This is a genomic window from Paraburkholderia hospita, from assembly GCF_002902965.1.
GTDB lineage: Bacteria > Pseudomonadota > Gammaproteobacteria > Burkholderiales > Burkholderiaceae > Paraburkholderia > Paraburkholderia hospita.
Map to the genome: position 1 here is coordinate 2,414,248 of NZ_CP026107.1, position 25,505 is coordinate 2,439,752.

Sequence of the window (25,505 nt, forward strand, 5' to 3'; positions counted from 1 at the left end):
TTGGGCGGGGAGTCGTCACTCCCCGTCTGCGCGCCCCCGCCTTGCCGCATCGACCAACGCGCGGATCGCCCAGCGCTTCACTTTCCGGGCGCGCGCGTCGTCGAGTTGGAGCACGTCTTTGAACACCACCATCGCCTCGGTGCCGATCACGAGCGCGAGCGCTTGCGTCAACGTTTCGAACGCGGCGGGCTTGAACTGATCCTGCACAGGTTCCAGCGCCGCCTCGATCAGCGCAGTCCGCCGATTCTGCCGCAGCGGAACCTCACTGTCGGTATCGCCCTTCGCCACGCGCTCCAGCGAATGCGCGAGCATCATCCGCAGCGGCGCTTCGTTGGCGAGGATCATGTCGTGAAGCGCCGTATCGACGCGCGTGAGCCGCGCCACGGGATCATCCGACGCGCGCGGGCCGAACAGCGTCGACGCATCCGGCGTCGCGACATCGAGTGACGCTTCCAGCAGCAGCGCATCCATGCTCGGAAAATGACGATATGCGGTGGCGCGCGACACCATCGCTTCCTCCGCGATCTCCTCGAGACTCGGCTTGCGCCCCTGCTTCATCAAACGCGAAGCCGCCAGCAACAAGTCCTTGCGCGTGCGCCGCTTCTGGTTCTCGCGCCCGTTGGTCGTGACGTCCGCCATATCAGGCCTGCGGCAACTGCTGCATGATCGCCGCGAGATCGACCCATACGTTCTCACGCGTGATCTGCCCGCTTTCCGCGAACTCGAGCACATGCAACATTCGGAATTCCAGCGGGCGCCCTCGCCCTTCGAGTCCGAATGGCCGCCCCGGCGCCTTGCCGCGCCACAGCGATTCGTCGACGACGAAACCGTCGCCATACAGGCGGCGCAAGCACTCGACCCGGCTCTCCGACAAATCCGCGAATAACGCCTCGTAGAACGGCCGCACTTCGCCACGGCCACGCACCGGCCCCACAGGCCAGCCGACAACGTCATGCTCGACGTCCGGCGCGAGCGTGGCGAGCACGCCTTCGACATCGTCGCGTCTCTCGAAACCGAAGTGCTCTTCGATCTTCCCGTCCATCTGCACAGGCGTCAGCGTCATGATTGGCTCCTCGCGATTGCATTCGCACCGTTTGCCAATTCATTCTAGTGAGACTCATGTCTCATTACAAGATCGTAATGTAGTTTTAACCTCAGGTAGAATTTTGTCTGACATCGACGCTATGATCCAAGCGCGGTCCAGGCGGTCTTCCCTGCAATCGGAATCACCTCATCCGGATTCACTCACAGCCTTGAAGATCGAGCATCCGACCGACGGCCCGACGCGGCTCCCATACGTACACGACTACTTCAGCACCGCCAGCGAGTCGCCGCAGCAGCAATTGCTCGCCTGGAGAAATCGCATCGGTCATATCCTGGATGTGCCCGTCGCAAAGAGTCAGCGGGAAAGCGGCTTTCGAGGGACCATTGACAGCTATCGCTCCGCGGATCTCGCCTTCATGGACTGCCGCACCGACGCGATCCTGCAAACGCGCACCGCCGCACGAATCTCCACGGATAGCGCGCGCCAGTTCGTGTTCCATGTGCTCGTCGATGGCCAGATCGAAACGAAGACGGGCATGTATCCCAAGCGCGTTTCCACGCAGATCAAGCCCGGCATTCTCGCGCTGGACATGGGGCAGCCGATGCGCATGGAACGCACCGACTGCCGTTTGCTGGCGATCTTCCTGCCGCGCGAATGGCTCGCGCCCGTGCTACCCGAGCCTGAGTCGATTCACGGTCATGTCATCGAATACGACTCGCCGCTCGCGCGCCTGATTCCGGGCTATCTCGCCGCGTTGTCCCAAACCGGTCAGTCGATAAATCCCGCCGACTTCCACGACGCGCTGAAAACCTGCGCCATGTTGATTGCGGCCGCGTTCGGCAAGCGGACGGGCCGCGCGGGCGGTGCACGCGCGGTCGCGCGCGCCGCCGTGTTCGGCACCCTCCGGCGCTACATCGAAGCCAATCTGCATGAACCCGATCTTTCGCCCGAAAGCGTGCTGCTCGCGTCGCAGCTGTCGCGCCCGACGCTCTACCGGCTGTTCGAGAGCGAAGGCGGGCTTGCAACGTATATTCGCAACCGCCGGCTGAGCCAGGCAGCGGACGAACTGCGCCGCTATCCGAACAAGGCGGTGGTCGAAATCGCGTATGGACTCGGCTTCAACAGCGCGTCCGATTTCAATCGCGCGTTCCGCCGCGCATTCGATATGTCGCCGCTCGATTTCCGGATGTTCACGCTTTAACGTCCCTGCCACAAACGCTCAACAGGAGAAGCCATGTCGGCTGTGTCGGCATTCAAGCTGGTGCTGCTTTCGCTGATTGCGATCATCGCGCTCGAACTGATCGCGAAGCGTCTGCGGCTGCCGCCCGCGGCCGCGTTGCTGGTCGGCGGCGCCGCGATGGCGTTCGCGCCCGGCCTGCCGCCCGTCGTGCTCGATCCCGACCTCGTGCTGATCGTTTTCCTGCCGCCATTGCTGATGGATGGCGCGTACTTCTTCGTCTGGACCGACTTCAAGCGGCATCTGAAGCCCATTCTGCTGTTCGCGATCGGTGCGGTTGCGTTCACGACATGGATAGTCGGCGTCGTCGTGCATGTCGTTGTGCCGTCGCTGCCGTGGGCGGCCTGCTTCGCGCTCGGCGCCGTCGTCTCGCCGCCGGATGCCGTCGCGGCGAAAGCGGTGCTCGAACGGCTCGCGCTGCCGCGCCGCCTGATGGTGCTGCTCGAAGGCGAAAGCCTGCTGAACGACGCCGCCGGCCTCGTGCTGTTCCGCTTCGCCGTCGCCGCCGCGCTCACGGGCGCGTTCAGCGCGTCGCATGCCGTGCTGAGCTTCGCGGGGCTCGCGGTAGGCGGTGTGGTGGTCGGATGCGTGGTCGGCTATGGCGTCGTGTGTCTGCTGCGCCTGCTCGACGACGACTATCTGATCATCACGACTTCAGTGATCTCTGCGTGGATCAGCTACATCGCGGGCGAAATGCTCGGCGTATCGAGCGTCATCTCGACTGTGACCTGCGGCATGCTGCTCGGCTGGCATCAGCACGAAGTCTTCTCCGCGACCGCGCGAACGCGTGGCTCCGCGTTCTGGCAAGTCGTCGTGTTCGTGTTCGAGGCGCTCGTGTTCGTGCTGATCGGCCTGTCGCTGCGCGGCGTGATGCAGCGGCTTGGGGGCCTCGACAATGCGCTCGCGCTGCTCGGCCCCGCCGCGATGGCGACCGTGGTCACGGTCGTCGTTTCGCGCTGCGTGTGGACGTTCACGCTCGAATCGATCAACGCGGTGCTGCACCGCATTTCGCGTCGCGCCGCGCCGCCCGCCGACTGGCGTTCCGCTGCCGTCGTGAGTTGGGCGGGTATGCGCGGCGTCGTAACACTGGCGATCGCTCTTTCGCTGCCTGAAACAATGCCAGGCCGCGATCTGATTCTGTTCTCCGCGTTCGTCGTCATTCTTTTTACGGTGCTGCTGCAAGGCACGACGATCGGCATGGTAATCCGGCTCGTCAAACCGGCAAGCGATGCACACGCGTCGACTTATCTGAATGAGATGCAGGCATGGGCACGGCTGGAGGCAGCGCAGCTGGAAGCGATCAAGCCGCTCGTCTACGCGCCGGACGGCAGCGTCCTGCATCCGCGGCTGCTCGAACAGTACAGCTATCGCGCGCGTCTCACGGACGAGTTCCAGCACGCGCCGAGCTTTCCGCTGGAGGCGCGCAAAGCGCACTACGACGTCATCCTCGCCGCAATCGCCGCAGGCCGCGTCGAACTGTTGCGCCTGCATCGGAGCGGCCTGATTCACGACGATCTGCTGCACGTGATGGAACACGATCTCGACCTGCAGGAAATCTCGTCCCGCCACGCCCGAGGCTAGGCGCCGCAGGCGCACCACGCACCGACGCGTGGCCGCCTCAAGTAATGACCTGACTTGCCGATATGCAATTGAGGTACTGCCTTGCCCGATTTCCTAGCCGCCGTCAGGGCCCGATATGCGTGTCGCACTCGCCGCAAGCGTTTCTTTACAGGTTTCGACCGCAACGTCACGTTATGTAATCGGGCCCTTGTTTCACGGCAATCGTTTGCCGTTCGCCGCTTCGCACATTCCGTCGCTCAAACAGCCATGCTCTTCGATCCGAAGAGCCGCTCGCGCCTGCGTTTGCTGCGAAGCGGACGCGCACGCGTTCATGGCGACGCGACCGGTTTTCTCGCGAAGCAGATTGCGATGGCGTTGCGCCCGGTGCGCGACCGCTCGCTGCTAAGTGCCGCCCGATCCACTCCGAAACTGAAAGCGATTCTCACGTGCGACGACTTGCGCTTGCCTCCCTGCTATCTGGCCTGGTGACTCTGATTTTTTTGTCGTTGTACGGTTGTCACCAGAAGGATTCTGCTTCGCCGGGCGCGTCCGCGCCGGCGAAGACGATCATTACCGCGCTGATCTGGGCGCCTGACTGGCCGGAAGAGATGCTCCAGATCGCCGCCGAATTCAGCAAGGAAAATCCGGACATCGGCGTGAACGTGCAGTTCATGGTCGGCAATTCCGTCGAGGCGAACATCAAGCCCCGGGTCGCGTCGGGAAATCTGCCGGATCTCGTCAGCGTGAATCCGAATGCGTACTCGGCTGAACTGGCCGACCAGCACGTCCTCGCCGACGTCAGTCAGACGGCAGCGTGGAACAACATGATCGATCCGTTGAAGGGCGACTGGACGAGCCGTCAGTCGAAAGCGTTCGGCATTTCCGGCGGCGTCGCGACGGTGCTGATGTACTACAACGAGGATATGTTTGCGAAGGCGGGCATCAAGGCACTGCCGACCAACTTTCGCGAGTTCCTCGCGGTCTGCGAGCAGCTCAAGCGCGCGGGCTTCACGCCAATCATGTGGAACGGCGGGTTTCCCAATATGCTGGGCAACGGTCTGTTCGGCTCCGGCTTCGCGAACAACGTGGTGGCGCGCGACCCCGCGTGGAAGAAGAAAATCGACGACGGCACGCTGAATCTGAACACGCCTGCCGTCGCCGATATCTTTGCCAAAATGGCGCTGATGCCGGAACGCGGCTACGTGCAGGACGGATTCATGGCGACGGACTACGACGGCGGCATCCGGCTGTTCAAGGAAGGCAAGGTCGCAATGGCGATTCACGGCAGCTGGGCAGCCGGTCTGCTGCTGCACGGCAATCCCTTCGAAACAGGCGTTTTCATTCCGCCATGGAACGCGCCCGGCAAGCGGGTCGTGCCGATTGTCGGCAGCGAAACGGGCTTTGCCGTGTGCGAAACGCCGAACAAGGTTGCCGCCATGCGCTTTCTCGAGTTCATCGCTGCAAAGGGTTTCGCCATTCTCCAGGCGAAGCGCCAGAACATTTCGCCGTTCAGACAGAGCACGGGCGCGATGGCGGGCGACCCGAAGATCGTCGAATACACTAATGAAGTTAGTCGCTATCCCGTCACCGCAAGCCCGTACTATTCGGTGCTTCCGTCCAACTCCATCGAGCGCTTGCACCGGTTGATGCAGGATGTCCTGTTGAACAGGATCACGCCCAGGCAGGCGGCCCAGCTGCTGGATGCGTCCGTCAAGAATGAAGCGAAGATGCATTACAAATGAGCTCGATCATCGGTTCACTGCAACGCGTTCTTGAATACCTGTCGCAGGATCTGCTGCGCCGTGTCGAAATACGTTACCGGCTGATCACCGCGTTTATCCTGCTGTCGCTGTTGCCCGTACTCATTTCGGGCTACATATCGTATGCGGAGTCGACGGCGGCCATCAAGGAGAAGGCGGAGATATTCTCGAAAGAGGTCGTCAAGCAGGTGTCGCGGAACATCGTGTTGCGCATGGAGCAGATCGAAACGGAAAGCAGCCTGCTGGTGCTCTCCGATCAGGTTCAGTCCTCGCTGATGAAAGTCGCGAACGGCAGCGCGAAAGAACAGAACGAGGCCCGCCTCGACATGACGCGTCTACTGCTCGATCACTACGGCTCTGTCGATTTCATCAACGCGAAGTATCTGCTCGACACGCACGACCGGGTGATGGACACGCAGGCGTTCGCGCAACTGACGCGCGGCGTGATGCGCTTCGTCAAGCAGGCGCCCGATCGCAACGGACGTCCGTACTGGGGCAGTTACGACAACGGCGTCGGACAGCTGAACCTCGGGATGGTGCGCGCGGTCATCGGCAAGAGCAACAACCGGCGTCTCGGCAATCTGGTGCTGGTGATTCGCCCCGAGCATTTCTCGACGATCTTCAACGACGTCGCCCTAGGCACGGGAACGGAAATCTACGTGCTCGACAGCAGCAACAACAAGCTGATCGTGCGCGGCGACGACATGCCCGCCAGCACGAACGCGACGGCCGAACCCGGTCTGATAGACGGAATCGCGCACAACACCGAGATGCTCGGCCAACCTAATGGCTTCGTCAGCTTCGAAGGCAAGAACCACGCGGGCTACTTCGCGGCCTACACACGAATTCCCGGCACGACATGGTTCGTCGTCAGCACGATTCCTGAAAAGAAGCTGACGGTCGAGGCGCAATCCGTGCGCAACCAGATCGTGCTGGTCGGCATTTCAGGCTTTCTGCTGTCGATCTTCTTCGCCTACTTCATCTCGCACAGCATTTCGTCGCCGCTGAAAGATCTCGTGCGGAAAATGCACGACACGGGCAGCGATGCGGGCGCCGAAGAGCAGGCGCTTGCCGAAGCTCACGTCGATGCCGACGGACAGGACGAACTGGGCAGACTCGCGCACCGCTTCGAACGAATGCGCGGGGCGATCAGGCAGAAGATCCAGAAGATCAACGAGATCAATGCGTCGCTGGAGCAGACCGTCGTCGAACGCACGGCGGAGCTGGTCAGCCGGGAACTGGAATCGCGCACGCTGATCGAGAATTCGCCCGACACGATCACGCGCTACGACCGCGATCTGCGCCGCACGTATGCGAACCCGGCTTTTTGCACGTCGGCGGGGCGCACCCTAGGCGAAGCGCTCGGCAAGCGGCCTTCGGAAATACCCGGCGGATCGAACGCGCTGATCTACGAGCGCAAGATCAGCGAAGCGATTTCGACGGGAAAAAGCGGGCAATTCGAGCTGCGCTGGGTCAGCAAGGACGGACAGGAGCAGTGCTCGCATATTCGCCTCACGCCGGAAATCGATCCGTCGGGTCGGGTCAATTCGGTGCTCGCCGTGGGCCGCGACCTGTCGGACCGGATGGCGTTCGAAGCCGCCATCTGGAAGCAGGCCAACTTCGACACGTTGACACAACTGCCGAACCGCCAGATGTTCCAGAACCGTCTCGAACAGGAAGCGAAGATCGCTCAGCGCTCCGGGCATCGGATGGCCTTGATGCTGATCGATCTGGACCGCTTCAAGGAAGTCAACGATTCTCTGGGACACGATACGGGCGACACGCTGTTGATCGAAGCCGCGCGGCGAATCACGTCGTGCGTGCGTGACGCGGACATCGTCGCGCGTCTTGGCGGCGACGAGTTCACCGTGATCCTGCCGAATCTCGATCACATTGGCAGCATCGAGCGGATTGCGCGGACGATCATCGACAAGCTGTCCGAGCCGTTCACGCTCGGCCCGGACGAGGCGTTCATTTCGGCGAGCATTGGCGTGACGCTCTACCCGGACGACGCGAGCGAACTCGACGTGCTCTTCAAGAACGCCGATCAGGCGATGTACGCGGCCAAGAACGCGGGTCGCAACTGCCTCAGCTATTTCACGCAGGATTTGCAGATCGCGGCGGAAAAACGCCTGCGTCTGACGAGCGATCTGCGCGCCGCGCTGCCGGGCGATCAGTTCCGGCTCTACTACCAGCCAATCGTCGATCTGACGACGGGCGACATCTACAAGGCCGAGGCGCTGATCCGATGGCTGCATCCCGAGCGCGGCATGATCAGCCCGCTGGACTTCATTCCATTGGCCGAAGACACGGGCCTCATCGTGCCGATCGGCGATTGGGTGTTCAGGCAGGCCGTGCAGCAGGCGAAGCGTTGGCGCAACCGCTTCCATTCGTCGTTCCAGATCAGCGTCAACGTGTCGCCGGTGCAGATTCGCCAGGACAATCTGGTGTGCACGCAATGGTCCGAGTATCTGCATCACGAAGGCATGCCGGGACAGAGCGTTGCCGTCGAGATCACCGAAGGGCTGCTGATGCACGCCGACCTGAAGATCGACGAAAGGCTGATGACGTTCCGCAATGCAGGTATCCGCATTTCGATCGACGACTTCGGTACGGGTTATTCGTCGCTGGCCTATCTAAAGCGCTTCGAGATCGACTTTTTGAAGATCGACCGGTCCTTCGTGCAGAACCTCGGCTTCGATGCGGACAATCAGGCGCTCTGCGAGGCGATGGTCGTGCTGGCGCACAAGCTCGGGCTGAAGGTCATTGCCGAAGGCGTGGAAACCATCGAGCAGCGCGATTTCCTGATGGCCGTCGGCTGCGATTTTGCGCAAGGCTTTTTGTACTCGCAGCCGGTTCCGCCCGAGCAGTTCGAAGCGCTCGTCTGGCCGCGGATCGAAGTCAGCCCAGCAAGCAACTGATGCGCGGCGCCGCCGGCTCGCGCTTCATTGCTGTGGCGCTTGTGCGGCGCGCGGCTTCACGCGCGCTTGCACGGCATCCGCAACCTGCCCGGCAACCTGTTTGATATCGGCCTGCTGATCGTTGCCCGCCATCACGTAGCGTGCGGCCGCTGCATAGGGATTGAGCTTGACGATCGCACCGGGAACGTGCCGGTCCGACTGCCCTTCTACCGTTTGATAAAGCGGCGTGGGCGATTCGTTGGGCAGCGGATCGATGGCGACCGCCAGTTCGATCTTGCCTTGTCCCGCGCCGAAACCCACGACGGCGCGCCGCACGCGGTTGCCTTCGTCCACGCTCAGAAATACGCCGCGCACCAGCCACCCCTGCGCGGGAAGCGGCGCGTCGCCGGGCAGACGGCGCGCGTCGATGCCGTCGTGCTGCAAATCGGCGACGAGCGTTTCCGACATCTTCGCGACCAGTTCCTGCGATTTCTTTTGCGGGTCCTGCTCCGACAGATGCAGCGGCGACAGGCTGCCCGCGAGGCGTCGCGCGCGGCTCAAGCGGCTCTGATCGGGTGTGATGTCGGCGGCATCGAGTTCGAAGTCCGACACATAGACGACGGGCGCCGAGGCGCCCGTCGCGCCGCCTTGCTGCGCGAGCGCAACGGACGCAAACGCGGCGAGCCAGAACGCTGCAACCGGGCATGTCCACCATCGATTGTTCATCGCGATCTCCTGATTGTGGCCGTCGCGCGGAAACTGTTTGCGCCAGAGACGAATATACGCCGCCCGCCGCAAAGCGACCGACACGGGCGCTTCGATGACTCTGCGAGACCCACAGGATTAGGCAAGACTTCCGGAGTTTTCGAACAACAGAAACGGCCGCTTTGAGCCACACTCCGACACGTTCCCACTGCTTCGTCATCGCTGTGCATGCGGCAAGCGCGAGCGCGGGCAACCGTGTAAAACCAGAACCCGAACCTACTCGGAGTCATCGATGTCCACCACTCTGATTCTCAACGGCAAGTCCACAACACTGGACGCCGATCCCAACATGCCGCTGCTCTGGGCTATCCGCGAAGTCGCCGGTCTGCATGGAACAAAGTTCGGCTGCGGGATGGCGCAGTGCGGCGCGTGCACGGTTCATCTCGAAGGCCAGCCGATCCGCTCGTGCATCACGCCGCTCGCAGCTGTCGAAGGCCGTCACATCACGACGATCGAAGGATTGCAGGGCAAGCCGGCCAAGGCCGTGCAGGCCGCGTGGGTGAAACTGCAGGTGCCGCAGTGCGGCTACTGTCAGTCCGGGCAGATCATGTCCGCTGCCGCGCTGCTCGTGCAAAACCCCAAGCCGTCCGACGCCGACATCGACGCCGCGATGAGCGGCAACATCTGCCGCTGTGCGACCTACACGCGCATTCGCGCGGCGATTCACGACGCCGCCGACGCGATGGGAGCGTAAGCGATGACGACAGATATCGTTGACGTTCAGCGCCCGTCGCGGCGCACCTTCCTGAAAGGCGCGGGCACGGCAGCAGCTCTCGCGCTCACGATCGGCTTCGAATGGGCGGGCACGTCGCGCCGTGCGATCGCCGCACAAGCGCCTGGCGGCACGTTCGCGCCGAACGCCTTCCTGCGCGTCGGCGCCGACGACAGCGTGACCGTGATCGCAAAGCACGTCGAAATGGGCCAGGGCGCGTACACGGGCATTGCGACGATCGTCGCGGAAGAGCTCGACGCAGACTGGTCGCGCGTGCGCGTCGAAAGCGCGCCCGCCGATGCGAAGCGCTACGCGAATCTCGCATTCGGCACGATCCAGGGCACGGGCGGCAGCTCGGCGATGGCCAATTCGTGGACGCAGCTGCGCGAAGCGGGCGCGACCGCGCGCGTGATGCTGGTCACGGCGGCGGCACAGCAGTGGAAGGTGCCCGCATCCGAATTGCGCACGGAGCGCGGCGTCGTCTATCACGACGCGAGCGGCAAGCATGCGACGTACGGTTCGCTGTCATCGGCGGCCGCCGCATTGCCTGTACCGGAAAACGTGACACTGAAGGACCCGAAGAACTTCAGGTTGATCGGCAGCCAGGCACCGCGTGTCGACGTGCCGCCGAAAACCGACGGCACCGCGCAGTTCACGCTCGACGTGACGCTTCCCGGCATGCTCGTCGCCGTGATGCAGCGTCCGCCGCTGTTCGGCGCGACGGTGCGCTCGTTCGATGCATCGGCGGCGAAAGCGGTCCCTGGCGTGGTGAACGTGGTGCAGGTGCCGCGCGGCGTCGCTGTCGTCGCAAAGAGTTTCTGGGCCGCGAAGCAGGGCCGCGACGCGCTGAAAGTGGAATGGGACGACACGCACGCGGAAAAGCGCAGTTCGGCGGACATCATGGCCGAGTACCGCAAGGCCGCCGACAAACCCGGCCTGCCCGCGCGCACCGAAGGCGATGCGTCGAAGGCGATCCAGGGCGCGGCGCGCAAGCTCTCCGCGAGCTACGAGTTTCCGTATCTCGCGCACGCGCCGATGGAACCGCTCGACGCCGTCATCAGGCTGACGGCCAATAGCTGCGAAATCTGGGCGGGCGATCAGTTCCAGACCGTCGATCAGGCGAACGCGGCGCGCGTCGCAGGCCTGCAGCCGCAGCAGGTCAGCATCCACACGCTGTACGCGGGCGGCAGCTTCGGCCGGCGCGCGAATCCCGGCTCGGACTATATCGTCGAAGCCGTGTCGATCGCGAAGGCGCTCGGCGCGAACGGCACGCCCGTCAAGCTGCAATGGACGCGCGAGGACGACATCCACGGCGGCCTCTATCGCCCGATGTATTTCCACAAGCTCGATGCAGGCCTGACGCGCGACGGCAAGCTGGTCGGCTGGCAGCATCGGATCGTCGGGCAGTCGATCGTCGCCGGCACGCCGTTCGCGGGGCTGATCAAGAACGGGATCGACGGGACCTCGGTGGAAGGCGCAGCGAACATCGCGTACGCGATTCCGAACATCTCGGTCGAACTGTCGACGATGCAGACGGGCGTGCCCGTTCTGTGGTGGCGGGTGGTCGGCAGTTCGCACACGGCTTTCGCGGTCGAAGCGTTCATCGACGAAGCGGCGCACGCGGCAGGCAAAGACCCCTACACGTTCCGGCGCGATCTGCTCGAACACGAGCCACGCATGCGTGGCGTGCTCGACCTCGCGGCGCAGAAAGCGGGCTGGAGCAACGCGCCTCTGCCGGCCGGCAAGGGACGCGGCATCGCCGTCGCCGAAGCGTTCAAGACGTTCGTCGCACAGGTCGCCGAGGTGTCCGTGGATAAAGACGGCAAGGTCAAGGTCGATCGCGTGGTGTGTGCGGTCGACTGCGGCACGGCGATCAACCCGGACGTGATCGCGGCGCAGATCGAAGGCGGTATTGGCTTCGGGCTGGGCGCAGCGCTGTATGGCGCGATCACGCTGAAGGACGGCCACGTCGAGCAGAACAATTTCGACGGCTACCGCGTGCTGCGCATCGATGCGATGCCGAAGGTCGAGGTGCACATCGTCGCGTCGACGCAAGCACCGACGGGCATCGGCGAACCGGGTGTCGCGCCCGTGGGTCCCGCTGTCGCCAACGCCGTTTTCGCGGCGACGGGCAAGCGGGTCTATGCGATGCCGTTCTCGACAGAAAGCCTTGCTTGAAAGCGATGATCGCGAGCCGCCGCTAGCCGGCGGCTCGCGATGCGCTGACCGTCGCGGCCGGCAGCGGGCGAAGCGCCCGCTGCCTTAACTTCAATTTCCAAAGAAGACCGGCTGCGGATTCCCGTCCGTCGTCGTCGATCTCGGCGAGCCCATCTGCATCGTGCCGCTCGGCGCGACGCCGCCCACTGCCGTGTGTTCCATCGGCTGATCGCCTGCCGAGGCCTTGGTTTCGGCTGCCTGGATATCGGCGGGATAAGTCGCGTCGTCGGAGACCGGGCGATAGCCCGCCTGTTCGACGCGTTGCAGGTCTTCACGCACCTGAGCGCGCGTGACCTGGCCCTGGTCGGCCTGAGCGAAGGAAAGTGCCGGCGCAGCCAGCGCACACGAGACGACTACGGCTTGAATCAGTGCTTTCATGATGGTTCACCTGCAAGTGAGGAGTGCTCGACCAGCGCCACATCCTTGCGGGTGTGACCCCAATTCCCTTTGCCCCGTCGCGGGGTGCGAAGGGTTAGCGCCATTGTGTGCACTGACTGCTGACCTAACCCTGTCTCCCAGATGACAAATCGGTCATTTACGAAATCGCGAAGCATCGCGGCCATTTATCCTCCGCGTTAGATGTCGGATTCGTAATGTCACAGTCACTAATCAGTAAGTGCCCCGCCTCCACACTGCGACCTTATGCAATGCCCGCGCGAGATCCGCGTCTGGGCGTACCGACAGATCATCGTCCAAGGAAACTCATGTGGATCGTCAAACTGGCCCTGCGGCGGCCTTACACATTTATCGTGCTGGCCGTGCTGCTCTTCATCATCGGGCCGCTCGCGATCCTGCGCACGCCGACGGATATCTTTCCGAACATCAATATTCCTGTCGTCAGCATCGTCTGGTCGTATAACGGCTTTTCCGCCGAGGACATGGCGCATCGGATCACGTCGAACTACGAGCGCGCGCTCACGACCGATGTCGACGATATCGAACATATCGAATCGCAATCTTTGAATGGCGTATCCGTGGTGAAGGTGTTCTTTCATCCGGGCGCCGACATCAACCGCGCGATTGCCGAGGCCGCGTCGAACTCCGCGTCGATTCTGCGCGTGCTGCCGCCAGGCACGCTGCCGCCGAACATCATCTCGTACAACGCATCGACTGTGCCTGTGCTGCAACTGGGTCTGTCGAGCAACACCCTGCCGGAACAGACGCTCTACGATCTGGGCAACAGCTTCATCCGCACGCAGCTCGCGACGATTCAAGGCGCGGCCGTGCCGTTGCCATACGGCGGCAAGATCCGCCAGATCATGGTCCAGCTCGATCCGAAAGCACTGCAGGCCAAAGGCCTCGCGCCCATCGACGTGGTCAACGCCGTCAACGCGCAAAGCCTGATTCTGCCGGGCGGCACGGCGAAGATCGGCGCGCGCGAATACAACGTCGAGATGAACGGCAGCACGAGCACGGTCGCCGCGCTCAACGATTTGCCCATCAAGACGGTCAACGGCAGCGTGGTCTATGTGCGCGACGTCGCGCATGTGATCGATGGCTATGCGCCGCAGACGAACATCGTGCGCAGCGACGGCAAGCGCGCAGCGCTCCTGCAAATCGAAAAGACGGGCAGCGCATCGACGCTCACCATCATCCAGCAAGTGAAGGCGATGTTGCCGAAGATCGCCGCCGGTCTGCCGAGCGCGCTGAAGATCACGCCGCTTTCCGATCAGTCGGTGTTCGTGAAGTCCGCGATTTCGGGCGTCGTGCGCGAAGCGCTGATCGCCGCGTGCCTGACGGCCGCGATGATCCTGCTGTTTCTCGGCAGCTGGCGCGCGACGTTGATCATCGCGGTGTCGATTCCGCTTGCCGTGCTCACCTCGCTGATTGCGCTGGCTGCCCTCGGACAGACCATCAACATCATGACGCTGGGCGGCCTTGCGCTCGCCGTCGGCATACTCGTCGACGATGCGACCGTGGCAATCGAAAACATCACGCATCACCTCGAAAACGGCGAGCCGCTGCACGACGCTATTCTGAACGGCTCGGGCGAAATCGCCGTGCCGACCTTCGTCTCGACGCTGTCGATCTGCATCGTGTTCGTGCCGATGTTTCTTCTTTCGGGCGTTGCGCGCTATCTGTTCGTGCCGCTGGCGGAAGCCGTCGTGTTCGCGATGTGTGCGTCGTACTTCTTCTCGCGCACGCTGATTCCGACACTCGCGATGTATCTGATGCGCGCGCCTTCGAAGAACGGTCACGCAGCAAAAGGACCCTTCGCGATCTTTGCGCGCTTTCAGGCAGGTTTCGAGCGTCGCTTCGAAGCACTGCGCCACGGCTACCACAACGTGCTGCAACGCGCGATCGCAAATCGCCGCCGTTTCATTCCGGTTTATCTCGCGCTGTGCTTCGCGTCGCTCGCGCTGATTCCGTTCGCCGGGCGCGACTTCTTCCCCGCCGTCGATACGGGCGAAATCCGCCTGCATCTGCGCGCACCAACGGGAACGCGCATCGAGCAGACAGCGCGTATCACCGATGAAGTCGAAGCAAAGATTCGCAGCGTGATTCCGAAGCCGGAACAGGCGGCCGTGCTCGACAACATCGGCGTGCCCGTGAGCGGCATCAACCTGACGTACGACTCGTCGGACCCAGTCGGCCCGGAAGACGCCGACATCATGATTACGCTGAAGCCCGATCACAAGCCGACGGCACAATACGTCGCGCAGTTGCGCAACGTGCTCGCACAATCGTTTCCAGGCGTGACGTTCGCGTTCCTGCCCGCCGACATCGTCAGCCAGATTCTGAACTTCGGCCTGCCCGCGCCTATCGACGTGCAGATCGTCGGCAACAAGCTCGATCAGAACCGCGTCGTCGCGGACAAACTGCTCGCGCAGATGCGCGGCGTGCGCGGTCTCGTCGATGCACGCATCCAGCAGCCCGGCGACGAGCCGACCATCGACATCAATGTCGATCGCACCAAGGCGATGCAGGCGGGCCTCACGCAGAAGGATGTCGCGCAGAACATGCTGATCGCGCTGTCGGGCAGCTCGCAGACCACGCCGAATTTCTGGCTCGATCCGAAGAACGGCGTCAGCTATCCGTTGCTGGCGGAAGTGCCGCAATACGACATTCACTCGCTGCAAACGCTCGCCAACATTCCGTTGACGACGAACCAAGTGAGCGTCAATCCGCAGAATCAGCTGGGCACGCTCGGCACGATGTCGCGCACCATGCAGCAGGCCGTCGTGTCGCACTACAACGTGCAACCCGTGCTCGACATTTTCGCGTCGACGCAGGGGCGCGATCTGGGCGGCGTCGCAACTGACGTAACGAAGCTCGTCGACGCCGCGCGCGCGCAATTGCCGCCCGGCTCGTCGATCGTGATCCGCGGACAGGTGCAGTCGATGAACGAGTCGTTCGCGGGTCTCGGCGCCGGTCTCGTGTTTGCGATCGCGCTCGTCTATCTGCTGATGGTCGTGAATTTCCAGTCGTGGCTCGATCCGCTCATCATCATCAGCGGCTTGCCGGGGTCGCTGGCGGGCATCGCGTGGATGCTGTTCGCCACGCATACGACGCTCAGCGTCCCCGCGTTGACGGGCACGATTCTTTGCATCGGCATTGCCACCGCTAACAGCATTCTCGTCATCAACACCGCGCGCGAATCGCTCGCGAACGGCATGGCGCCGCTCGCCGCTGCGCTCGATGCAGGCTTCAACCGCTTCCGCCCCGTGCTGATGACGGCCCTCGCGATGCTGATCGGCATGCTGCCGATGGCGCTCGGACTTGGCGACGGCGGCGAGCAGAACGCGCCGCTCGGCCGCGCGGTGATCGGCGGTCTCGCGATCGGCACGGTGTCGACACTGTTGTTCGTGCCCGTCGTGTTCGGCATGGTGCACGCGTGGCTCGCGAAGCGCCGCGCAAAGCGTGCCGCCGATTCCGCCGAAGTGACCACACACGCCCAGTAAGGACTTTTCATGACCACGCCCAATCTGCCGACCGGTCACGAGCCATCGGCCAGCACCGACCTCGCGCTATCCAACGGCGCGCCTTTGCCCCACAAGCGGCGCTTCGTGCTGCCTGTCGCGCTCGCAGCCGTCGCTGCCGCGCTGCTCGCGATCGGCATCGTGCCGCGGCTTCACGCCAGCACGGCGCTCACGCAGCAGGTCGACGCGCAGCGCTATCTGAGCGTCGACGCGTTGACGCCAACGCGCGCGCCCGCATCGCAAGAACTGCTGTTACCGGGCAATGTGATGCCGTACGCCGATGCATCGATCTACGCGCGCACGAGCGGCTACATCCAGCACTGGTATGCGGATATCGGCGCGAAGGTCCAGGCGGGCCAAACGCTCGCCGATATCCAGACGCCGGAACTCGACGCGCAACTGCGTCAGGCGCGCGCCGACGAAGCGAACGCCAAAGCCAATTACAGCTTCGCGGACAGCACGGCGCAGCGCTGGCAGACGATGCTGCAAACGCAATCGGTCTCGCAACAGGACGCGAACGCGAAGACGAGCGACAGCGCGGCGAAGCTCGCCGCATGGCAGGCGGCGCAAGCGAACGTGGCGCGGCTCTCCGAACTGGTGTCGTACGAGAAAGTGACGGCGCCGTTCAACGGCGTCATCACCGCGCGCAAAGTCGATGTCGGCGCGCTGGTGACGGCGGGCGGCTCGCCCGGCATCGCGGCCAACGGCGGCGAGCTCTTTCATATCGAACAGACCGACCGTTTGCGCGTCTATGTCGACGTGCCGCAAAACGACGCGCAGAGCATCGCGCCGGGCACGAAGGTCTATCTGACGACGCAGCAATATCCGGGGCGTCAGTTCGACGCGAGCGTCGCGCGCAGCGCCGATTCGATCGACCCTGTGAGTCGCACGCTGCACGTCGAAGTCGATGTCGACAATCGCGACGGCGCGTTGCTGCCTGGCGCGTATGCGCAGGTTCATCTCGCGCTGGTTACGGCGCATCCCGCGCTCGAAGTGCCCGTCAGCGCCCTGCTGTTCCGGCCGGACGGCGTGACCGTCGCCGCGATCGGCAAGGACGACAAGGTGCAACTCAAGACGGTGACCATCGGCCGCGACTTCGGCACGTATGTCGAAGTTGCAACGGGGCTCGATGCGACCGACCGCGTCATCAACAATCCCGGCGACGCGATCAGCAACGGCGAAACGGTGCGCATCGCACCGGCGACGTCGGCGACGCCGGCGAAGCACAGTTAAGCGCGAGGCGAGACTCATCATGTTCAATGTCCGTGCGTCGCTGGTTCGCAAGTCGGTCGTCATTGCTGTCGCAAGCGCGCTGACGGCGTGTTCGACGCTGCCACACTACTCGCAGCCGCAAACGGCTGTTCCCGATCATTTCGCGAGCACGCCGCAGGCATCGGCGGGATGGACGCTCGCCTCGCCTGCCGACGCGCAGTCGCGCGGCCCGTGGTGGACGCTCTACGGCGACGACGAGCTGAACAAACTCGAAGCGCAGGTCGACGTGTCGAACCAGACCGTGGCCAAGGCCGTCGCGCAACTGGAAGCGGCGCGCGCGATGGTCGACTATCAGCGCGCCGGTTATGCGCCCACTGTGACGGCGGGAACGTCGGCGCAGCGCTTTCGAACCTCGCAGAACATCGTGCACCGGGGCCTGGCGGGCCATACCGTGCCCGATTTTTCGGTGGGCGTTGCGGCGAGCTGGGAGCCCGATCTGTTCGGTCGTGTAAAGGATGCGACGGTCAACGCGCGCGATAACGCGCAGGCCAGCGAAGCGGATCTGCAATCGGTGCGCCTTGCCGTCGCCGCCGATCTCGCCACCGACTATTTCGATCTGCACTCGCTCGACCGGCAAAAGAAGCTGCTCGACGATACCGTCACCGCGTACGCGGCCGCGCTGCGCATCCTGCAACAGCAGTTGAACGACGGCGCAATCGATGCGTCGGCCGTCGCGCAGGCTCAAACGCAGCTTGAAAGCACGCGCACGCAGGACAGCGATATCGACGTGCAGCGCGCGCAGCTTCAGCACGCCATCGCGACGCTGATCGGGCAGCCCGCTTCGTCGTTTTCGCTGTCGCCCAAGGTCGAGACCATCGCGCTACCGCAGATTCCGGCAGGCGTGCCGTCGCAATTGCTTGAGCGCCGCCCCGACATCGCTGCCGCCGAGCGGCGCGTGGCCGCCGCGAACGCGCAGATCGGCCAGGCGCGCGCGGCGTTCTATCCGAATCTCACCCTGTCGGCGACAGCGGGGCTCGAAAGCACGTTCTTTGCGCCGTGGCTCACTGCGTCGAGTCTGTTCTGGTCGCTTGGCTCGCAGATCGCGGGCACGCTGTTCGACGGCGGACGCCGCACAGCGGCACTGAAGGGCGCGAACGCGCAGTATGACGGTACGGTCGCCGATTACCGGCAAACGGTACTGGTCGCATTTCAGCAGGTCGAAGACAACCTGTCGTCGCTCGATACGCTCGCGAACGAAGCCGACAGCCAGCAACGTGCAACGACAGCGGCAGACCTTTCGCTGAAGCTGACGTCCAATCGCTTTCAGGCAGGCGCGGTCAACTACCTCGATGTCGTCACGGCGCAGACCATCGCGTTATCCAATGAGCGTACGGCCGAGCAAATCGACGCGCGACGCATCGACGCAAGCGTGCGGTTGCTGAAGGCGCTGGGCGGCGGCTGGGATCGTGCCTCGTTGACGGATGCGCGCGCAACGGATTGACAGCCGCTAGCGCACACGTGGCGTGCAAATACGCGCTGTCGCGTGTTGTCTCGACTGCAGCGTCAATGACGGTCGTCGTAATATATGGCCGTTCATAACGCACCGGGGAAATCGTAATGCGCAAGCTGTTGTTGTCGGGAATCGTTTTGACGGGTCTTCTTTTTACGGGCGCCGCTTCCGCCGATGAAGGCAAGGTCGAGGTCCTGTACGCGGGTTCGCTGGTGAATCTGATGGAACGCAGCGTCGGTCCGGCTTTCGAAAAGGAAACAGGTCTGCATTTTCAGGGCTATGCGGCGGGCTCGAACCTGATCGCCAATCAGATCAAGGGCAAGCTGCGGCGCGGCGACGTGTTCATCAGCGCGAGCCCGACCGTCAACCCGGGCCTGATGGGCGCGGCGAACGGCGATCATGTCTCGTGGTACGTGACGTTCGCCGAGTCGCCGCTGATGATCGGCTACAACCCGCAAAGCCGCTTCGCCGCCGACTTCAAAAAGAAGCGCTGGGATGAAGTGCTGCAGGAGCCGGGCATTCGCATCGGGCGCACCGATCCGAAGCTCGATCCGAAGGGCGCCTTCACGGTCCAGATGATGACGAAGGCGGCTGAGCTCTATAAACATCCGGACCTCGTCGAGAAGACGCTCGGCGATCCGGAGAACCCCGCGCAGGTGTTGCCCGAAGAGACGCTGGTCGGGCGGCTGCAATCGGGTCAGCTCGATGCAGGCTTCTTCTATTCGACGGAGACCTCCGATCTGAAGATTCCCGCGCTGCGCCCCGCGCCCGAGCTTCAAGCGAAGGCCAGCTATACGCTGACTATCCTCAATGACGCGCCCAATCAGGCGGGCGCGGCGCGCTTCGTCGACTTTCTGCTGAGCGCGTCCGGTCGTGCGTTGCTGAAGCAGCATGGCGTCGATATCGTCAAGCCGGTCGTGACGGGTAACGCGCAAGCCGTGCCGTCGTCCGTGCAAGCCGTGCTCGACGCCGCGCAATGACACGCAAGACCGCGCGGCCGCTGCTGTGGCTTGCCTGCCTGCTCGCCGTCTATCTGTGCGCGCCGTTCATCGCGAGCATTCCACAGGTTGGTCACGCGGACTGGACGGGCGTCGACTGGCGCGGCACGTGGTCGGCTGTGGCGGTCTCGGCGGGCAGCGCAAGTGTCGCGGCGCTCGTGATCCTGATAGGCGGCGTGCCGCTCGGCTACTGGCTGTCGCGTTCGACGTCGCGCGGCATGGCGCTGCTCGGCTTTATCGTGCAGTTGCCGCTGGCGCTGCCGCCACTGACGAGCGGCATTTTGCTGCTGTTTCTACTCGGGCCGTATAGCTGGCTCGGTCGACTGACGAACGGCGCCCTCACCGATTCGTTCGCGGGCATCGTGCTCGCCGAAACGTTCGTGGCTGCGCCGTTTCTGGTCGTCGCGGCGCGCTCGGCGTTCGCTGCGATCGATCCCGTCTACGAAGACGTCGCGGCCACGCTCGGACATCGCGCGGCAAGCCGCTTTTTCCGCGTGATGCTGCCCATCGCCTGGCCGTCGATCCGCGCCGGTCTGGTGCTCGCGTGGCTGCGTGCGTTTGGCGAGTTCGGTGCGACGGTGATGGTTGCCTATCATCCGTATTCGCTGCCTGTGTACACGTACGTCGTATTCGGCGGCCAGGGCTTGCCCGCGATGATGCCGTTGTTGCTGCCGACACTCGTCATCGCCGTGTTGTGCGCGGCGCTCTCGGTGGCGTGGCGTGATGGTCGTTCGAGCCTGTTCGATATTGTCGAAAACGGCGATGCGTCGGACCAACAGGCGCGGGTTGAAGCGCGCCTTGGCCTGCCAAATCCCCGTCTCGCGTTCGGGCTCAAACGTCATCTCGGCGCGTTCGATCTCGACATCGAATGGACGCCTTCGACGCGGCGGCTCGCGATCATTGGCCCGTCGGGCTCCGGTAAATCACTCGCGCTGAAGTTGATCGCCGGGCTCGAACGCAATGAAGCGGGGTTCGTGCGCTTCGGCGAAACGCAACTGGATGCGCTGCCGCCCGAGCAGCGCCACATCGGCTATGTGCCGCAGGACTACGGGCTGTTTCCGCACATGACACTGAAGCGCCAGTTGTCGTTTCCCGTCGATGCGGATGCCGCGAGCGCGCGTTATTGGACCGAGCATCTTGGACTGTCGGCGCTGATGGATCGCTTGCCGCGTCAGCTATCGTTCGGTCAGCGGCAGCGCGTCGCGCTGGCGCGCGCGCTTTCGCGGCACAGCCAGCTCTTGTTATTCGATGAGCCGTTTTCCGCGCTCGATACACCGCGCCGTCGCCGGCTTCAACAGGCGCTGCGCGCGTTGCAGCGCGAAATTTCAGCCGTCACCGTGCTCGTCACGCACGATCCCGACGAAGCCGCATTGCTCGCGGATGAAGTGCTCGTCATCGAGCGTGGGCGCGTGCTGCAGGCAGGCGCCGTCGATCACGTTTTCCGTCAGCCCGCGTCACTGCAGGTCGCGGCGCTGCTTGGATTGCATAACGTCGGTGAAGGCGCGATACGCGGGCCAGGCTCGATCGAAACCGCGTCGGGGCTCGCGATCGACACGGCGGACCGCGCCATCCCTGTCGGCCAGCGGGTGATGTGGCGTGTCGCGCCGTCTTCGATTGCAATCGCGGCGGACGGCGCGCACGTCGGAAATATCGATTCCGTCGAGTTGAGGCACGGTGATCTGTTCGCGGTCGCAAATATCGGCGGCATGCGCTTCGATATCGCTTGCGATGCCGAACCGGCGCATGTGCTACAACGCGGCCCCGCGCGCTTTGCAATCGATCCGCGCGGCGTCAGCGTGTGGACGAGTGGCACGCGCGTCACGCCACCGGAAAGCCTCTTGTCGATTGCGTCACAGCCGTAGCCGTCGCGTCAGGTCAACACGACGATCTTTCCGTTCGCTTCGTTTCGCTCCATACAGTGATGCGCCTGGACAATCTCGTCCAGCCGAAACACCTTGCCGATATTGATGCGCAACTGGTCTCGCTCGATCATGCGAATCAGGCGTGCAAAAGGTGTCGTGACGAATTCCTGCGAACCGCCGTTGTAGACGGTCAGCTTCACTGTGCTCGGAATGGCTTCCAGCGGATCAAAATCGTCGAAGGTCCACGCGTTGCCGACGATGCCCGTCATGCAGACAATTCCATTCGGTCGCGCGCAACGCAGCGAGTCCTTCAAGGTCGTCGTCCCGACGAGGTCGATTACCTTGTCGACGCCGCCGCCCGGAAGCGCTCTGACTTCCTCAGCGATGTTCCCGGAATCGATCACGACTTCGTCGGCGCCGTTTTGCAGCAGAAATGGGCCTTTGGATGCGTTGCGCGTGGTCGAGATCACGTACGCGCCCGCATGCTTCGCCAGCGCTGCGGCTGCAAGGCCGATGGAAGTCGTCCCGCCACGGATCAGCAAGCGATCTCCGTGTTGCAGTCCGAGCGCCCTCGATAGCGATCCCCATGCTGTTTGCAGCATCTCGGGCAACGCGCCGAGTTTTTCCCACGGCAGGTTCGCGTCGAACTTCTGGATCTGGCTTGCCGGCACACATGTGTATTCCGCGTAGCCGCCATCGAACTGACGCCCCATGCCGCCCATCGCCGTGGCCACGACATCGTCCTTCTGGAATTCGCCGCCGGGCGCTTCTTCGACGACACCCACCGCTTCGATTCCAAGAATGCGTGGAAAGCTCACGTCCGGTGAAAACCCACGGCGCGTGAAGAGTTCGGAACGGTTCAGCCCAAACGCCTTGACGCGAATGAGCACCTGGCCGGCTTTAGGCACGGGCACCATGCGTTCTTCGAGCCTTAACACCTCCGGTCCGCCAGGTGTACGGATGACTACAGCCGTCATCGTCGCCATGACTGTCTCCCTTGTGTAGTTTTCCGGATGTCGATTCGACGCGGCACGGCGTGTGTGCCGCGCGCGATGAAAAATTCGCGGTTATTCGGAGATTTCTCTCGTTGTGGCGATACTCAACTGATCAACGTATGGCTTCCATGATGTAGATCATGAAAGCACGCTGTTTTGATGGCGATTCACAACCGGCGCGGATAGCGAACGTGCTATATGCCCGCGTCCCGAATTGCAATGTCACTCCTTCGGAGGCGACATCTGGCGGAACGCGTTTTGGTCGATGCCATGGCGAGTAATCTTGTCGTACAGAGTTTTACGCGGCAAACCTAGCTGTTCGGCAGCCCTGATCACCTGTCCACCTGCGCTGCGCAGCGCTTCCTCGATATAGCCGAGCTCCGCACGCACCATCCGCGATGCGAGCGAATCGGCACCTGCGGGAGGCTGCGGCAAGCCATCATCGAGGCCGAGCGTAAAGCGCTCCGCTACGTTCTTCAGTTCGCGGACATTGCCCGGCCAGTCATGCAGTTGCCAACGCATCATGTCTTCCGACGTCCAGGCGGGTTCGGGTTTGCCGTATCGCGCGCACGCTGCCCGCACGAAGTGGGCGAACAGTTCGGGAATATCGTCGGCGCGCTGCCGCAACGGAGGCAGTTCGATCGACACGACGGCACACGCAAATCCGCAATTCATTGAGGGTCAGGTATGGCGTTTGCTGCTTTCCCGCCGGATTCCCTCTTCCTGAATTGAACACGTTATGTGTGGCCGCAACGGACCGCGTCCGCGATCCATAACCCAAGACGTTCGTCGACATGACAAAGCTACCGGTCTACGCCAGCCTCGCCTATCTCATCTGCAGCGCGCCAGCCGCCCTGGCGCAAACGCCGTCGCCCCTTGGCGAATGGCAATACTCCGCAGGTATCCCACTCGACAAGCTGTTCCAGCCGAACAACCGGCCCGATTGGGAGGCGCGGATCGGTATCGGTTCAACGTTCGAGCCGCGCTACGACGGATCCAACCGCTATCACACGCTGGTTGGGCCAAGTACCGACATCCGCTACAAGGACCTCGCTTTCCTTTCGACAGGCGAAGGGCTGGGCGTCAATGTTCTGCAAGGCCCGAACTGGCGCGTGAGCATCGCGGCCGTCTACGATCTTGGCCGGCGCGCGCACGACGATCCCTCACGACTCGATGGCCTTGGCAATATCAATCCAGCGCCCGAGGTCAAGCTGGCCGGGGAATATGTGATTTCGAAGGAGTTTCCGCTGGTGTTTCGCGGCGCGGTGACGCGTAGCTTCGGCGGGTCCAACGGATGGGTCGCGGACCTCGGCGCGTATATGCCGTTGCCGGGCAGTTCGGAGAGTTTCTTCTGGTTCGCCGGACCGTCGGTGACTTTTGCCGACTCGAAGTATATGAATAGCTGGTTCGGCGTGAATGCGACGCAGGCGGCGAATTCCCAATACTCGCAATACGACGCCAGCGCGGGGCTGAAATCGGCAGGGTTCGGCGTCACGATGATCTGGTTCGTCAACAAGCATTGGTTCGTGACGGCGGATGGTGCGCTCAAACGGTTGTTGGGCAGCGCGGCCAACAGCCCGATCACGCAGACAAAGACGAACGGCGTGTGCGATGTGTCGATCAATTATCAGTTTTAGGGTGTTTCGGATCAGGGGTTCGCGCTTCGAGGGATTGTCGTAGCGCGGACGGGAGATGGGTGTTGGGCGGTCTGTTTCGGTCGTTTTTATCCCTTCGAATTACCTGGTGATCCTTACGGTTGATTTGGAGACAGCGCTCGAGTAGCGCCCGGCGGGCAGTTGGCGAGACGCTTTTGGGGCTGTTTTTGGCAGGTTTCCTGGCTCCGCGAATGAGTGAATGCAAGCGCTTGCTGGTCGAAAACGGACTAGCGGCTGGTGATGTTGGCCGTAGGTTTGCGTCGCGTGCGACCCGATTTTGGCGTTGAGCGGGTAAAGGCACGCGATTATTTACCGTAAATAGACGGCGGATCGGCGTGATGTCCCCGCTTGGGGTGAGTCTGGTCGCGATGCGCTGCTGTCTGCAGGGCATCCGCGCGAATGTCCCCATCTAGGGTGACCGGTGTGAGCGATTCTTTAGAAGCGGCGTGTCTTTATTGCCGTTCAAGGTAGCTAAGGCGAGATGGAAGTCCTTTTCACCGCGGCATCACGGCCGAATCGGTTCAATGTCCCCATTCGGGGTGGCGTCCGCTGCTGCAGAGGACAACGCGTCGAATTGTCCCCAGCTGGGGCGAACGATCTTGGCGAGCACCGAACTGGCTGGCACTTATTTACGATAAATACACCGGCCGCCAGTTTGCGATTTCGTGATTCAAGAAAATTGCGTTTTGCACTCAGAGAGTTAGCTCTGGTTGCTGTTAACGCTTCGAGCTTTGTTCGATTTGCACGACCGCTGAATGTTTGCTTTGCAATCGAATCTCTCGGTAGGAAACAGCAACAAAAGCTCGGCGATTGTCCCCGGATGGGGTGTATTGAGGTTTGTATACCGTTTGGTAAACAACGTTTACTTCGTTTACACACCTAGAACCCTTACCCAGTAAGGCTTTCCAGACGTAAACGTCCCCGGTTGGGGCGTTAACTGTCCCTGTTCGGGGTGTCACTTCCGGCTATACGTCCCCGTCTGGGGCGTTTCGCGACCCCAAATGCGGCGGAAGCGTCCCCGTTTGTGGTGAATCGATCGAAAGGGGTGTGGATAGGTCTCGTCGCGCAACGCAAATTGGGACGTTTCAACTTTCTCGTCGAACAGATGTCCCGTATGGTGATTGCGCGGTGGGGTCATTTAGAGCACAATCCCGGGC

The 25,505-nt window shown here is 62.8% G+C and carries 18 protein-coding genes and 1 pseudogene; 13 read left to right on the forward strand and 6 right to left on the reverse strand.

What is annotated here, in order from left to right; genetic code table 11:
* Positions 1-15: 15 nt before the first annotated feature.
* Together C2L64_RS44240 and C2L64_RS44245 are read right to left on the reverse strand one after the other, a co-directional pair.
* Positions 16-639 (reverse strand): TetR/AcrR family transcriptional regulator, encoded by a 624-nt coding sequence (locus C2L64_RS44240; RefSeq protein WP_007737290.1) that lies wholly within the window; start codon positions 637-639, stop codon positions 16-18.
* Position 640: 1 nt separating this feature from the next.
* Positions 641-1,063 (reverse strand): ester cyclase, encoded by a 423-nt coding sequence (locus tag C2L64_RS44245; RefSeq protein WP_009771389.1) that lies wholly within the window; start codon positions 1,061-1,063, stop codon positions 641-643.
* Between the two features lie 190 nt (positions 1,064-1,253).
* On the opposite strand from C2L64_RS44245, the gene C2L64_RS44250 reads away from it, so the two are divergent.
* From C2L64_RS44250 to C2L64_RS44270, 5 genes are all read left to right on the forward strand, one after another.
* Complete coding sequence (locus tag C2L64_RS44250) at positions 1,254-2,246, forward strand: helix-turn-helix domain-containing protein (protein WP_009771388.1); 993 nt, start codon at positions 1,254-1,256, stop codon at positions 2,244-2,246.
* Between the two features lie 33 nt (positions 2,247-2,279).
* A complete protein-coding gene (locus tag C2L64_RS44255; RefSeq protein WP_009771387.1) occupies positions 2,280-3,863 on the forward strand; it encodes a Na+/H+ antiporter in 1,584 nt (527 codons plus the stop codon).
* 246 nt (positions 3,864-4,109) lie between these two features.
* Positions 4,110-4,331: a hypothetical protein gene (locus C2L64_RS44260; protein WP_009771386.1), complete on the forward strand. Its 222-nt coding sequence runs from the start codon at positions 4,110-4,112 to the stop codon at positions 4,329-4,331.
* Positions 4,328-5,584 carry an ABC transporter substrate-binding protein gene (locus tag C2L64_RS44265; protein ID WP_081498980.1) on the forward strand — a complete coding sequence of 419 codons (1,257 nt, stop codon included), beginning with the start codon at positions 4,328-4,330 and terminating at the stop codon, positions 5,582-5,584. Before C2L64_RS44260 ends, C2L64_RS44265 begins: the two co-directional genes overlap by 4 nt.
* Positions 5,581-8,523, forward strand: coding sequence for a bifunctional diguanylate cyclase/phosphodiesterase (locus C2L64_RS44270; protein WP_009771384.1), 2,943 nt, complete (start codon positions 5,581-5,583; stop codon positions 8,521-8,523). Before C2L64_RS44265 ends, C2L64_RS44270 begins: the two co-directional genes overlap by 4 nt.
* A gap of 24 nt (positions 8,524-8,547) precedes the next feature.
* Here C2L64_RS44270 and C2L64_RS44275 read toward each other — a convergent pair whose 3' ends face one another.
* A complete protein-coding gene (locus tag C2L64_RS44275; RefSeq protein ID WP_007737279.1) occupies positions 8,548-9,228 on the reverse strand; it encodes a DUF4410 domain-containing protein in 681 nt (226 codons plus the stop codon).
* A 271-nt stretch (positions 9,229-9,499) separates the two neighbouring features.
* Here C2L64_RS44275 and C2L64_RS44280 point away from each other — a divergent pair, with 271 nt between their 5' ends.
* Positions 9,500-9,961: a (2Fe-2S)-binding protein gene (locus C2L64_RS44280; protein ID WP_007737278.1), complete on the forward strand. Its 462-nt coding sequence runs from the start codon at positions 9,500-9,502 to the stop codon at positions 9,959-9,961.
* A gap of 3 nt (positions 9,962-9,964) precedes the next feature.
* A complete protein-coding gene (locus C2L64_RS44285; protein WP_009771382.1) occupies positions 9,965-12,157 on the forward strand; it encodes a xanthine dehydrogenase family protein molybdopterin-binding subunit in 2,193 nt (730 codons plus the stop codon).
* A gap of 90 nt (positions 12,158-12,247) precedes the next feature.
* Here the strand turns inward: C2L64_RS44285 and C2L64_RS44290 are convergent, their stop codons facing one another.
* Positions 12,248-12,574 carry a DUF4148 domain-containing protein gene (locus C2L64_RS44290; protein WP_007738285.1) on the reverse strand — a complete coding sequence of 109 codons (327 nt, stop codon included), beginning with the start codon at positions 12,572-12,574 and terminating at the stop codon, positions 12,248-12,250.
* Positions 12,575-12,900: 326 nt separating this feature from the next.
* On the opposite strand from C2L64_RS44290, the gene C2L64_RS44295 reads away from it, so the two are divergent.
* The 5 genes from C2L64_RS44295 (at position 12,901) to C2L64_RS44315 (ending at position 21,698) form a co-directional block, all read left to right on the forward strand.
* Complete coding sequence (locus C2L64_RS44295; protein ID WP_009771381.1) at positions 12,901-16,098, forward strand: efflux RND transporter permease subunit; 3,198 nt, start codon at positions 12,901-12,903, stop codon at positions 16,096-16,098.
* Between the two features lie 9 nt (positions 16,099-16,107).
* A complete protein-coding gene (locus tag C2L64_RS44300; RefSeq protein ID WP_009771380.1) occupies positions 16,108-17,349 on the forward strand; it encodes an efflux RND transporter periplasmic adaptor subunit in 1,242 nt (413 codons plus the stop codon).
* A gap of 19 nt (positions 17,350-17,368) precedes the next feature.
* Complete coding sequence (locus tag C2L64_RS44305) at positions 17,369-18,829, forward strand: efflux transporter outer membrane subunit (RefSeq protein WP_009771379.1); 1,461 nt, start codon at positions 17,369-17,371, stop codon at positions 18,827-18,829.
* 116 nt (positions 18,830-18,945) lie between these two features.
* Entirely contained in the window at positions 18,946-19,818 is an 873-nt protein-coding gene (locus C2L64_RS44310; protein ID WP_009771378.1) for an extracellular solute-binding protein, read from the forward strand.
* Positions 19,815-21,698 carry an ATP-binding cassette domain-containing protein gene (locus C2L64_RS44315; RefSeq protein ID WP_009771377.1) on the forward strand — a complete coding sequence of 628 codons (1,884 nt, stop codon included), beginning with the start codon at positions 19,815-19,817 and terminating at the stop codon, positions 21,696-21,698. Before C2L64_RS44310 ends, C2L64_RS44315 begins: the two co-directional genes overlap by 4 nt.
* 8 nt (positions 21,699-21,706) lie before the next feature.
* Here C2L64_RS44315 and C2L64_RS44320 read toward each other — a convergent pair whose 3' ends face one another.
* On the reverse strand, positions 21,707-22,684 hold the full coding sequence (locus C2L64_RS44320) for a zinc-binding alcohol dehydrogenase family protein (protein ID WP_081498979.1): 978 nt from the start codon (positions 22,682-22,684) through the stop codon (positions 21,707-21,709).
* Between the two features lie 231 nt (positions 22,685-22,915).
* Positions 22,916-23,356, reverse strand: a pseudogene (locus tag C2L64_RS44325) (AAA-type ATPase lid domain-containing protein); the annotation flags it as partial.
* A 131-nt stretch (positions 23,357-23,487) separates the two neighbouring features.
* On the opposite strand from C2L64_RS44325, the gene C2L64_RS44330 reads away from it, so the two are divergent.
* On the forward strand, positions 23,488-24,330 hold the full coding sequence (locus tag C2L64_RS44330) for a MipA/OmpV family protein (protein WP_007738298.1): 843 nt from the start codon (positions 23,488-23,490) through the stop codon (positions 24,328-24,330).
* Positions 24,331-25,505 lie beyond the last annotated feature (1,175 nt).